General features: G+C 64.3%; 14 protein-coding genes. 10 read left to right on the forward strand and 4 right to left on the reverse strand.

What is annotated here, in order from left to right:
• Positions 1–101 precede the first annotated feature (101 nt).
• Positions 102–1,196: an HD-GYP domain-containing protein gene (locus AC0L20_RS09860; protein WP_473288351.1), complete on the forward strand. Its 1,095-nt coding sequence runs from the start codon at positions 102–104 to the stop codon at positions 1,194–1,196.
• A 111-nt stretch (positions 1,197–1,307) separates the two neighbouring features.
• Here the strand turns inward: AC0L20_RS09860 and AC0L20_RS09865 are convergent, their stop codons facing one another.
• Both AC0L20_RS09865 and AC0L20_RS09870 read right to left on the reverse strand, forming a co-directional pair.
• The gene (locus tag AC0L20_RS09865) at positions 1,308–2,888 is read right to left on the reverse strand and encodes an AMP-binding protein (RefSeq protein WP_473288352.1); all 1,581 of its coding nucleotides are present in this window, start codon (positions 2,886–2,888) and stop codon (positions 1,308–1,310) included.
• A 107-nt stretch (positions 2,889–2,995) separates the two neighbouring features.
• Positions 2,996–3,415 carry a VOC family protein gene (locus tag AC0L20_RS09870; RefSeq protein ID WP_473288353.1) on the reverse strand — a complete coding sequence of 140 codons (420 nt, stop codon included), beginning with the start codon at positions 3,413–3,415 and terminating at the stop codon, positions 2,996–2,998.
• Between the two features lie 140 nt (positions 3,416–3,555).
• On the opposite strand from AC0L20_RS09870, the gene AC0L20_RS09875 reads away from it, so the two are divergent.
• Together AC0L20_RS09875 and AC0L20_RS09880 are read left to right on the forward strand one after the other, a co-directional pair.
• A complete protein-coding gene (locus AC0L20_RS09875) occupies positions 3,556–4,530 on the forward strand; it encodes a Bug family tripartite tricarboxylate transporter substrate binding protein (protein WP_473288354.1) in 975 nt (324 codons plus the stop codon).
• Between the two features lie 166 nt (positions 4,531–4,696).
• Positions 4,697–4,975: a DUF3551 domain-containing protein gene (locus AC0L20_RS09880; protein ID WP_473288355.1), complete on the forward strand. Its 279-nt coding sequence runs from the start codon at positions 4,697–4,699 to the stop codon at positions 4,973–4,975.
• A gap of 70 nt (positions 4,976–5,045) precedes the next feature.
• Here the strand turns inward: AC0L20_RS09880 and AC0L20_RS09885 are convergent, their stop codons facing one another.
• The gene (locus AC0L20_RS09885) at positions 5,046–6,290 is read right to left on the reverse strand and encodes a S1C family serine protease (RefSeq protein ID WP_473288356.1); all 1,245 of its coding nucleotides are present in this window, start codon (positions 6,288–6,290) and stop codon (positions 5,046–5,048) included.
• A gap of 202 nt (positions 6,291–6,492) precedes the next feature.
• Between AC0L20_RS09885 and AC0L20_RS09890 the strand changes: the two genes are divergently transcribed.
• The 5 genes from AC0L20_RS09890 to AC0L20_RS09910 all read left to right on the forward strand — a co-directional run bounded on the left by AC0L20_RS09890 (position 6,493) and on the right by AC0L20_RS09910 (position 9,457).
• Positions 6,493–7,110 carry a hypothetical protein gene (locus tag AC0L20_RS09890; RefSeq protein WP_473288357.1) on the forward strand — a complete coding sequence of 206 codons (618 nt, stop codon included), beginning with the start codon at positions 6,493–6,495 and terminating at the stop codon, positions 7,108–7,110.
• On the forward strand, positions 7,097–7,471 hold the full coding sequence (locus tag AC0L20_RS09895) for a winged helix-turn-helix domain-containing protein (RefSeq protein ID WP_007616058.1): 375 nt from the start codon (positions 7,097–7,099) through the stop codon (positions 7,469–7,471). The genes AC0L20_RS09890 and AC0L20_RS09895 overlap by 14 nt, the downstream gene beginning before the upstream one ends.
• Before the next feature lie 31 nt (positions 7,472–7,502).
• On the forward strand, positions 7,503–8,243 hold the full coding sequence (locus tag AC0L20_RS09900) for a di-trans,poly-cis-decaprenylcistransferase (protein ID WP_473288358.1): 741 nt from the start codon (positions 7,503–7,505) through the stop codon (positions 8,241–8,243).
• Between the two features lie 122 nt (positions 8,244–8,365).
• Positions 8,366–8,914 carry a GNAT family N-acetyltransferase gene (locus AC0L20_RS09905; protein ID WP_473288359.1) on the forward strand — a complete coding sequence of 183 codons (549 nt, stop codon included), beginning with the start codon at positions 8,366–8,368 and terminating at the stop codon, positions 8,912–8,914.
• 57 nt (positions 8,915–8,971) lie between these two features.
• The gene (locus AC0L20_RS09910) at positions 8,972–9,457 is read left to right on the forward strand and encodes a Crp/Fnr family transcriptional regulator (RefSeq protein ID WP_027566081.1); all 486 of its coding nucleotides are present in this window, start codon (positions 8,972–8,974) and stop codon (positions 9,455–9,457) included.
• Here the strand turns inward: AC0L20_RS09910 and AC0L20_RS09915 are convergent.
• On the reverse strand, positions 9,396–10,223 hold the full coding sequence (locus AC0L20_RS09915; protein ID WP_473288360.1) for a metallophosphoesterase family protein: 828 nt from the start codon (positions 10,221–10,223) through the stop codon (positions 9,396–9,398). The genes AC0L20_RS09910 and AC0L20_RS09915 overlap by 62 nt on opposite strands.
• 220 nt (positions 10,224–10,443) lie before the next feature.
• On the opposite strand from AC0L20_RS09915, the gene AC0L20_RS09920 reads away from it, so the two are divergent.
• The gene (locus AC0L20_RS09920; RefSeq protein WP_473288361.1) at positions 10,444–11,130 is read left to right on the forward strand and encodes a DNA-3-methyladenine glycosylase I; all 687 of its coding nucleotides are present in this window, start codon (positions 10,444–10,446) and stop codon (positions 11,128–11,130) included.
• Between the two features lie 227 nt (positions 11,131–11,357).
• Positions 11,358–11,651: a hypothetical protein gene (locus tag AC0L20_RS09925; protein ID WP_007598221.1), complete on the forward strand. Its 294-nt coding sequence runs from the start codon at positions 11,358–11,360 to the stop codon at positions 11,649–11,651.
• Positions 11,652–11,702: the final 51 nt, after the last annotated feature.

Below are 11,702 nucleotides of genomic sequence, written 5' to 3' on the forward strand. Positions count from 1 at the left end.
CCTGATTCCGCAGGGTTCCATTGAGCACGCCTCTTAAGGGCCGGAGAACCTGATCCGGCTTAGGCTTTGGCCCGAAACACGCCCGTGCTCTTGGGGAAGCCATGAACGCCTCAGCCAAACCCGCCGCCAAACGCCGGCTCCTGCTCGCCTCCGACCGGAGCGACGAGAGCAGCGAGCTCGCCAGCATCCTCAAGGCGGTCGGCGACGTCGCGACAGTGACGACGCAGGAGCTCCCCGAGCAGCCATCGCGCGATCTCTCCGGCCTCGTGGTCGACATCAATCTGCGTTCGCCCGAGAGCGTGCAGCGGGTGCGCAACAAGCTGCGCGGCGATGCCTATCGCGCGATGCCTCGTCTGTTCGTGCTTGCGGACGCCCTGCATCACGGCACCATGCAGGCCTGGGCGCTGGGCGCCACCGACACCATCTCGCGACCGCTTCAGCCCGAGGACATCCTGCAGCGCATCCGTGCGGCGTTCCCCGACACCGCCGTCTACGACGCGACCGATCGCGGCAAGACGCTCAATCGCGGCGTCGAGGCCGCGCATGCGGTGCTGAAGAAGATGTTCGAGAAGCTGCCGCTCGGCGTGCCCCTGACCTTCGACGACGTCATCGCCGCCGAGAGCAAGATCCTGAAGGCGATCAAGCACTCCTCGTTGCGCGAGTGGCTCACCACGGTGGGCTGCCACCATGTCGGCAGCTACCGCCACTGCCTGTTCGTGACCGGATTTGCGGTCTCCTTCGCCCAGCACCTCGGCATGCGCGAGGACGACCAGCGCCGGCTGACCCGTGCCGCACTGCTGCACGACGTCGGCAAGGCCTTCGTTCCCTCCGCGCTGCTCGACAAGCCCGGCAAGCTCACCGACGAGGAAATGGCCGAAGTCCGCCAGCATCCGCGCCGCGGCTATGACGCGCTCGCAGCCCAAGGCGGCTTCCCGCCGGAGATGCTGGACGTCGTGCTGCATCACCACGAATTCCTCGACGGCTCCGGCTATCCCAACAATCTCTCGTCGAACCAGATCAGCGATATCGTGCGGGTCACGACGATCGTCGACATCTACGCGGCACTCGTGGAGAAGCGCGCCTATCGCATGCCATTCACCCACTCGCGCGCGTTTACGATGATGGAAGGCATGGGCGGCAAGCTGGACCAGCAGCTGTTGCAGGCGTTCCGCCCGGTGGCGCTGGGGTCGTTCTGATCTCGCTGCGTAGGGTGGGTTAGCGTAGCGTAACCCACCATGCTTCCGCATTTTGCCGGACGAAGTTGGTGGGTTACGCCTTCGGCTAACCCACCCTACGATCTCTATGCTTTACCCCACCATCTTCCTCAGCTCCGCCTTCGCCACCTTCTCCAGCGTCGAGCGCGGCATGTCGTCGACGAAGTGGATCTCGCGCGGCACCTTGAAGTCGGCGAGGCCGGTGCGGCAGGCGGCCATCACGGCCTCGTGCAGATCAGGCCGCGCACCGGCGACGCCACCCTGCGGGATGATGAAGACGACCGGAACCTCGTCCAGCATTGGATGCGTCTTCGCCACCACGGCGGCCTCGCGCACGCCGGGAACGAGCGCGACCACCTGCTCGATCTCGGACGCGGCGACGTTCTCGCCGCCGACCTTGAGCATGTCCTTGCTGCGGTCCCCGAACCGGATGTAGCCGTTCTCCAGCCGCACCACGCGGTCACCGGTGAGAAAGAAGCCGTGCTCGTCGAAGCTCTCGCGCGTCGCCTTTTCGTTGTGCAGATATTCGGCGAACAGCGACAGGCCGACAATGCCCTTGATCGAGAGATTTCCGGTGCCGCCGATTTCGGTCGGCCGCCCGTCGTCGTCGGTGATACGGATTTCATATTCCGGCGCGGCGCGGCCGATCGACATCGGGATGTTGGGCTGGTCGATTTCGCCGACGATGCCGTGGGTGATGGTCTCGGTCATGCCCCACCAGCCGATGATCTTGACGCCGAAGGCGGCGAAGGCCGGCGGCTCGTTGATCGCGGTGCCCCACAGACGGAATTTGTGATCGCGCGGGATCTCCTGCTCGAGCAGCGCCTTCATGCAGAACGGGATCGTCGAAGTCCAGGTCGAGCCGTGCTCGCGCGCGGCGCCCCAGAACCGGCTGGCGGAAAAGCGCGGCTGGATCACGCAGGTGGCGCCGACCCATAGCGTCGCCAGCATCGAATAGGCCAGCGCGTTGGTGTGGAACAGCGGCAGATAGGCCTGGTGCACGTCGTTTGCGTGCAGGTCTTCGTGCGCGGCGTTGATCTTGGCGCCCCACAGTGCGTTGGCGTGGGTCCACAGCACCGCCTTGGGGCGCGATGTCGTGCCCGAGGTGTATTGCACGCTGCACGGCGCGCGCGGATCGATTGCGCGCCTGGGACGGTCGGCGCTGTCGGCGAATAGCGATTCGAAACTATCGCCGCGCGGGCTCGCTTGCGCGGGCGCCGCGCCCGAATCGTGCGAGGTCACCGCCATCCAGCGGATGTTGCGGCAATTCTGCGCGACGATCTCGGCATAGGCCGGCTGCGTGATCGCGGCGACCGCCCCGCAATGATCGGCAAAATAGTCGAGCTCGGCCGGTGCCGAGCGCGTGTTGGTGGTCACCGCGATGGCGCCGAGTTCGACACAGGCAAACCAGGCCAGCAGCGCCTCGATGCAATTGTCGAGATGAATGAGCACAGATTCGCCGGGCTTCACGCCGCGCTTCGCCAGTCTCGCCGCGAGCGCGCCGACCCGCTCGTGAAACTCGCCATAGCTCCAGCGCCGCGCAGGCGCGTCGAACGGCGCCCAGATCAGGAACGGATGTGAGCTGCGCACCTCAGCCCGCATCTTCAGCAACCAGGGCACGTCGAGTCCGTCGAAGGGGCCCACGGTTCCTGCGGCGGCTTGCGAATTCGGCATATGTCCTCCCGTGCAGCCTGCATCTTGCTGGCGGCTGCGTTTTGATGATTGCGTCTTCCTGCTCTCTCCGCCCTCATGGGACGGTGTGTGGGGCAGGCGGCTCGGCCTTACCGGCTGCCGTCCTCATACGACGAAATCTCGATCAGGCTGCCATCCGGATCCCTGCAATAGACCGACCGCAGGGTGCCGCGGGCGCCCTGCTTGAGAACCGGGCCTTGTTCGATCGCGACGCCATGTGCCTTCAAATGCGCCACCACCTCGTCGGGGCTGGCGGAGGTGAGGAAGCACAGGTCCTCGCTGCCGGCGGTCTGGTGGTCCGCGGTGAACCACTCCACCTTGTCGGCATCGCGCGGCCGGACGTTGATCTTCTGGTTACCGAATTGCAACGAAGTCCGCGGCGCTTTGCCGCCGCCGGGGTCGAACGCCTTGACTTCCATGCCGAGAATCTTGCCGTACCACGCGGCGGTCACCGCGACGTCCGCCACGTTGATCACGAGATGATCGAGGGCTTCGACCTTGACCGCCATGTCTTATCCTTTCATGCCTTATCCTTTCGTCGTGATGCGCCCCGTGCACTTTCCGCCTGCGGCAAGCTTTGTTACAACCGCGCCGACGCCATTTTCAAGCTATCTGGCTTCAAGAACAACACGTTGGGAGAACCCTTGAAATGATCACTCGCCGTACCGCGCTGAGCCTGCTCGCCGCCAGTCCGCTTGCAGCCAGCCCGCTGTCGAAGGCCTTTGCCGCCGATTATCCGACCCACCCGGTGAAATGGGTGGTCGGCTATCCGCCGGGCGGGGCCACCGACATCTTGGCGCGGCTGATCGGTCAGCGGCTGTCGGAGAAGTTCGGCCAGCAATTCGTGATCGAGAACAAGCCGGGTGCCGGCAACAATATCGCCACCGAATCGGTCGTCAACGCCGAGCCCGACGGCTATACGCTGCAGCTGGTCAATCCGGCCAACTACATCAACGCCTCGCTCTACACCAACCTGAAGTTCAACTTCGTGCGCGACATCGCGCCGGTCGCCTCGTTCCAGCGCGTGCCGAACGTGATGACCGTCAACAAGGACGTGCCGGCCAAGACCGTCGCCGAGTTCATCGAATACGTGAAGGCCAATCCCGGCAAGGTCAACATGGCCTCCTCCGGCAACGGCACCTCGGTGCATCTGTCCGGCGAGATGTTCATGGCGCTGACCGGCTGCAAGATGCAGCACGTGCCCTATCGCGGCGCCGCGCCCGCGATCACCGACATGCTCGGCGGTCAGGTGCAGGTGATCTTCGACAACATGCCCTCGATCATCCAGCACATCCGTTCCGGCTCGCTCCGTGCCATCGGCGTCACCACGGCGGAGCGCTCGCCGCAGCTGCCCGACGTGCCGGCGATCGGAGAGACCGTGAAGGGCTACGAGGCGAGCGCGCTGTTCGGCATGGGTGCGCCGAAGAACACGCCCAAGGAGATCATCGCCAAGCTCAACAGCGAGATCAACACGCTGATAAAGGAGCCGGACATGGCCAAGCGGCTGGTCGAGCTCGGCGGCGAGCCGCGGGCGCAGACGCCCGAGGCGTTCGGCGAGGAGATCAAGGCCGAAACCGAGAAATGGAAGAAGGTCGTCGAGTTCGCCGGCCTGAAGGTCGAGTAGCGATCTCGTGATGTCCGTGATGGAGCCCTGCCCGTTCGGCAGGGCTTTTTTCTTGCGCATCAAGGTTTCTTGCGTGTCAGCGGCCGTCGATCTGGAATAAAACGACGTGGCTAAACCTGATATTATATGGCGCGTATCTCGCGCTATGAGGATAGGAGTTGGGATCATGCGCAAGACGCAATTGGCACTGCTGGGCCTCGGCGCGACACTCCTTGCCGGCTTCTCCGCCGTCAGCCCCGCCGCGGCGCACGACTATCCCTGGTGCGCCCAGGGCGGCGGCTACGAGTATCCCGGCGATTGCACCTACAGCACCTATGGACAATGTCAGGCCAGTGTGTCGGGCCGGCTCATGGCCTGCGGGCCCAACCCGCTCGTCGCCTACGGCCAATCGTCCGTGCCGCAACCGCGGCAGCCGCGGCGCACGCGTCCCGTCGCGCCGTATTGAGGAACTCGCGGTTTGACTGGCAGCCCGGATCGCGTTCGCGCCATCCGCGGCCGCGCAGACGCCGTTCCCGCTACCGCTTCGCCTCAGCTTGCTCGATGCCGTTGCACGAGATCAGCATCGTATACGGCCGCGCGTTGCCGGCGATGTCGGTGGTCTTGATTTCGCCCTTCGGTTCGGCAGTCTGGTAGGGCACCACGGAGTTGTCGAGGAAGTCGCGCAGCGCGCCGGTCTTGATCGCGAAGTTGATGTTCTCGGGGATGTTGCCGGTCGCAGCGGCCATCCGTAGTCCGTCCAGCTTTCCCGTAACGACGCCAACGATCTGCCCGGTGGTGTCGAACAGCGGGCCGCCGCTATTGCCGGGCTGCACCGGCGCACTGATTTGCAGGAAACGCGAATCGTTGCGCATGCCGCTGAGCGAGCTGACGATGCCAGTCGTCACGGTGAAATCCGAAGTCAGCAGCCCATGGAACGGAAAGCCGATCGCGACGACGGAATCGCCGGAGCGAATCGAGCGGTCGCGGATCCGGGCGAACTCCTTGAACGTGGTCGTCGACGGCGCCTGGAGCAACGCGAGATCGTTGTTGGCGTCGCTCGACACCACGCGCAAGACCATCCCGGCTTCGCCCGTGAGATTGCCCCTGATGTCGCCGACGCAGCCATTGATCACATGGTTATTGGTGACGACATGCCCGCTGGCACTCACGACAAAGCCGGTACCGCTTTTGGCTTTGGCGGACTTGCTGGCCGGCGGGGATGCCTGTTTGTCGGACGCGGCCTGCGGCTTTGCCGCAACCTTCGTAAAGTCTCCGGCCTTGTTCAGGCCGTCGGCTTTCACCTTGGTGACGCAATTGGCCAGTGCCGCAATCACGGGCCCGGCCGAGGTCAGGTCGAAATTCAACACGGTGCGGCCGCTCGTCGCGACCATCAGGCTTGCCTTCTGAAACGCGCGTACCACGTTGGCAGGCATGACGGAGCTGAGCATGTTCGTCTGGTTGGCCGTGGCGAACAGTCTGGCCTGCTCCTGTCCGTCAAAGATGACGTCGATCGCGGCGTTCTCGCCCTGCTTGAAGTGGTAGCTGGGACTCGCAAAGCTCAATATCCACGAGCCCCCAGTATTCTGGCCGACGACGAGAATGACGCCGTTGGCATAAGGCGCCGTCGCGGCACAATGCGAGAAGGCTCCGGTTTCGTCATTGCTGAACGCGCCGCCAACCCAATTGCCGATTTTGACGCTGCCGAATGGCCCGGCCGCGTGCGCAACGCTGCCAACGCTCAGCTGCAATAATGACGCAACGATAAATGACTTAAGCCACATGCTTTCCCCCCGGAGCGCATACGCGCGCATCTTATCTGCGGGAGGAGGTGTCGCGCAACCGGCAGTTGTCCGGTGACGACCAGCGTCAAGAGGCGATGGTCGGGACTTGCCTTTACTTTGCGATCCGATATACTTTGCGGTACAAAGTAACGGGATCGATAGTCCCGGCAAGCATGGGCGGAACGAGGTTTTGGCGTTGCCAATGCGCGATCTCGACAAGGCACTGGCTGACATCGTGGCGATCCGCAGCCAGATTGCGGCCGGCACGGCGTTCCGGGGCTACGGCCCGGCGACGATGGCGGCGACCGGTGCGGTCGCGTTTCTCACCGCGATCCTGCAATTCTGGTTGCTCGATGATCCCACCGGCGAGCCGCTCGGTTTCTTCCTCGGCTGGTTCATTGCCGCCGCGCTCTCCGGCCTGACGATCGGTATCGAGATGCGCGCACGTTCGCGCCGCCATCATTCGGGTCTCGCCGATGCGATGATCCACCAGGCCGTCGAGCAGTTCCTGCCCGCAGGCGTTGCCGGTGTTCTGCTTGCGGTAGTGATGTGGAAGTTCGCGGGCGAAACGCTGTGGTTGCTGCCGGGTCTGTGGCAGATCCTGGTGTCGCTCGGCATTTTCGCTTCCGTCCGCTCGCTGCCGCGCACCGTGGCGCTCGCCGGCGCCTGGTATTTCATGTCCGGCTTCGCAGTGGTGGTGCTCGCGAGCCAAACCCATACGCTGTCGCCCTGGACCATGGGCCTGCCCTTCGTGATCGGGCAGTCGGTGATGGCGGGCATTCTGTATTTCGCATCCGGAGACCATGATGTCGAAGATTGACAGTGCACCCTTCTCTTATGAAGGACTGGACCGCGTAATCCACGAGAAGGCGAGGCTCGGACTTCTGACCTCGCTGATGGCGCATCCGAAGGGTCTGGCGTTCGCCGATCTCAAGCAGCTCTGCGGCCTCACCGACGGCAATCTCAGCCGGCATCTCGCCGTGCTCCAGGAAGCCGGCCTCGTCGAGGTGACCAAGGGCTATGAGGGCAATCGCCCACACACGACCTGCCGCCTGACCAAGGCCGGCCGCCGCCGCTTCCTCGACTATCTCGCCGTGCTCGAACGGCTGGTGCGCGACGCCGCCAAGGCCGCCGGCCGCGAGGCGGCGCCGCTCGGCCGCCTCGGTATCGTCTCGACCTGATCCTCCCCCTTTTTTGACCGGAGACTTTGCAATGCAAAGTGAACTTGTGTCCCGCAACGAGAAGCTTCACGTCGGCATCATCATGGACGGCAACGGGAGATGGGCGACACGGCGCGGCCTGTCGCGCGTGCGCGGGCATGAGGCCGGCGTCGAGGCGATCCGCCGCATCGTCGAAGCCGCGCCCAAGCAGGGCATCGGCACGCTGACGCTCTACGCCTTCTCCACCGACAATTGGCGCAGGCCGAAGGCCGAGGTCGCCGCGCTGATGACGCTTCTGCGCTTCTACCTCGCCAACGAGGTGCAGAGCCTGGTCAAGAGCGGCGTGCGCCTCACCGTGATCGGCCGCCGCGACCGCTTGCCCGACGGCATCGCCAATGCGATTGCGCGCGCGGAAGACGCCACCGCGCACGGCAGCACGCTTCATCTGCGCATCGCCGTCGACTATTCCGCGCGCGACGCCATTCTCAACGCGGCGGCGAAGGCGGCGGCGCTGACGAGTCTCACGCGCGAGGCGTTCTCGCAGCTCGTCACCGGCGAGGCCGGTTTGCGCGACGTCGATCTCATCATCCGCACCTCTGGTGAGAAACGGCTGTCGGACTTCCTGCTCTGGGAAGGTGCCTATGCCGAGCTGCATTTCACCGAGCGGATGTGGCCCGAATTCGACGCGGGCGATCTCGCCGCGGCTCTGGCCTCCTTCCATGGCCGCGAGCGCCGCTTCGGCGGGCTCCAGGCGATCGTGCCGGAGGAGGTGCCTTCACTCTCTCGCGTGTGACGCCCGGTACTGAGGCACGAAACTGTTCGTTTTCGGCCGCAAGATTGGCAACACCGTCCAAGCGCTAAGCGCGCGGTCTCGGCTAGGTCTGCATTCGATGCAACCTGCCGAAAGCCTCGCGCATGTCACAGTCATTGCTGGATGCTATTGTCGAGTCAGCCGAAGCCAACGCCACGCTCCGCATCAGGCCGGCCAGCGCGTCCGATGTCGAGAGCCTCTCGATCTATTTCACGAGCCTCTCCGCGACATCGCGCAACAAGCGCTTCATGGGCGCGCGGGCGGACATTGCCGTGGTCGCGGCCGAGTGCGTCGCCAGGACCAGCCATCCCGATCATTTCACCCTGCTCGCCGAGATCAGGCAGGAGGGGCAAGGCACGATCGTCGGCGAAACCAGATACGCCTACGATGCGGCTGCACGGCATGGTGATTTCGCTATCTCCGTTGCCGATGGCTTTCAGCGCCAGGGCGTCGGCCTCCGCATGATGACGGCGATGGAGAGGCACGCGAGCGATCTCGGCCACGAGATGATTGCAGCCGAGACCGCGCGCGTGAACGCCGAGATGCGCGGCCTTGCGAAGAAGGCCGGGTTCGAGGACACTGGTCTCGGAGACTGGCAGTCGGTCCATCTCGCGAAGCGTCTCTTGCGGTCGCTGCGCTTGCCACAAATTTGAGCAAGCACGCGACGCCGATCGTGCCCTAGTATCTCCCTGCGACGGGAGCTTGGTCGGATGCGCGCGGTTCTGGATTATTGCACCGGTGGGACGGAGCGGCAGGTCGCGGCCGGCACGCTGATCGTCGCCGAGGGCGGCACCACCGGTCATCTCTATGTGCTGATGCAGGGCAAGCTCGAAGTGCTCAAGGGCGAGATGGTGGTCGCCACCGTAACCGAGCCCGGTGCGGTGCTGGGCGAAATGTCTGTGCTGCTGGGGCAGCCGCACACTGCGACCGTACGGGCCTGTTCCGACTCCGTCGTCTACGAATTCGAGGACGCCGCCTCATTCCTCAGGCAGGAGGCGGGCGTGGCGCTTCTGATCGCCAAGATGCTGGCGCAGCGGCTCAATGTCGCCAACACCTATCTCGCCGATCTCAAGCAGCAATATGCCGGCCACGGCACCCATCTGGCCATGGTCGGCGAGGTGCTCCAGAGCATGATCAACCTGCCGCCGCTCGAGGTCTCGCCAGGCTCGGATCGGCAATCCGATCCAAGAATGTGAGCCAGTCGGGCGCCGCGGCGATCGGAGCGGCGGGCCGCTGCAGCGGCGCGCCAAGATCGATCCATTGCGCCTCGCCGGCCGCAAGCCAGAACGCCCTGTCCGCATCGAAGTCCAGCACGATGTATGTCGGGGGGCGGCCGGGTTGCAGGCCGGTGTTGAAGACCCAGCTCTCGCCGAGCCGGTCGAACCACGAGCCATCAGTAATGAACGGCGACTGATGCACATGGCCCGAGATCACCATCGAGGGCTGGTACTGCATGATCCATTGCACCAATTCGACGTCGCCGAAAAAACGCTTGCCGCCCCAGCTCGTCGGTGAATTCGCCGGCGGCGCATGATGGATCCAGATCCAGCGCTGCGGCCGGCCGGCCGCAGCGGCGCCGAGCTGCGCGACGAGACGTTGCTTGACCAGCGGCCCATCCCACCATGGGCACACCGTGAATAACGTGTCGCCGACGGTGAGGCTGTCACCGTCGCAGACGATGCCCAACTCGCGCACCTCCGAGATCCAGCGCGAGATCTTTTCGCCTTCCGCATTGCGCTCGTCGAGATCGTGATTGCCGGAGCACAGGATCACGCGGGTCTTGCCGGCGAGCAGGGCGAGGTATTTCTTCACCACCACGATCTGCGCGCGAAAATCCACCATCGAGCCGATGTCGAGCGCATCGCCGGCGAAGATCACGAGGTCGAATTGCGGAGCGGCGCTGACGAGCCAGTCGAGCTGAAGCAGCGAATAGTGCAGGTCGGCCACGACCAGGCAGCGCATTGGAAATCCAGGGGTGAGACGTCAAAAATGCTCAGGGATTGCAAAATATCTGAACGCAAGACGCAGACCAGCCGCATCTCTCGCCAATTCAATGCGGGCAGTATGCTGCGGCCCATCCGCGGGTGCAAGCATCGAAGCGTCGCCGGGCTGGACCGGATCATCGAATTCTGATGTCGTGGCGTATCCTCAACAGCTCCTGTCCCCAACAGCTCGTCTTCCCATGACCTCCTTCAAGACCATTCGTGCGCGCGCCGAAAAACGCAAGGGCGGGCCCAAGGCGCTCGAAAAGCTGATGCCCGAAAAGCCCAACCTGAAGGGCCTCGCCAAACGCGGCGACGATCGCATCCTCGCAGAGATGACGAAGCGTGTGTTTTGCGCGGGCTTTGCCTGGAGCGTGATCGAGACGAAATGGGAGGCGTTTGAAGACGCCTTCCTGCGTTTCCAGCCGGCCAAGCTCACCTTCCAGCCGGAGGATTATTGGGAGGGCCTGCTGCGCGACGCGCGCATCGTGCGCAACGGTGCCAAGATCATGTCGGTGCGCGACAACGCGGCCTTCGTCCAGGAGATCGCAAAGGAACACGGCAGCTTCGGCCGGTTTCTGGCAAAGTGGCCGCCGTCCGACCAGATCGGCCTGCTCGATCTCCTGAGCAAGCGCGGCAGCCGGTTGGGTGGCAACACCGGCCAGATGCTGCTGCGGTTCGTCGGCTGGGACGGCTTTGTGACGTCCAGGGACGTCGTGGCGTGCCTGCGCGATGCCGGTCTCGACATCGCCGAAGAGGTCAAGTCGAAGGGCGATCTGGCAAAGGTGCAGGCGCAGTTCAACGCCTGGGCCGAGGAGACCGGGCTGTCCTACACATATCTGTCACGCATCTGTGCGCTGTCCGTCGGCGAGAACAGAAGCGAGTAGCGAATTCAGCTCTTGGAATTCGGCTCTTGGGATGTCGAATCATGTGCATCCTGTGGCGATCTGGTGCCGCAAGCGCGGCAGACGCGACGCGCGATCACGAAATGCATTTCTCCGGAACATTTGTGCGTAGCACCTGTTCGGGAGATTGGGCCAGGCGAACATCGGCGCAGGGAACGCCCGCTCTGGCTTACCTCAATGAAACCGACGTGACAGAAACGGAGCAGCTCATGAAGCTCACATCCGAACAGGTGAAGCAGACCGTCAACCAGCTCGGCGCTCAGGTGCTGCCCGACGAGCATCCCGCCATGCCGCAGCTCAACAGCATGTTCGGCGAGCACACTTTCTTCGTCGATGAGACCGGACTGAAGGTCGTCGAGCCTACGGCGCCCCCCGGCACCGAGCGCCAGAGCGGCGAAGTCGTCAGCCTCGCCGATTGGGGCGATTCCGAGCTGACGCGCCTGATGGCGCACGAGCCCGAGCCGACCGGCGTGATCGTGGTGTTCGAGCACGTGAGGCATTGATCGGCCCCGGCGGATCGACCTTCGGTGGCGAGTCTGAAAACCCGCCACCGT

It is taken from the genome of Bradyrhizobium sp. Kon58, assembly GCF_055807455.1.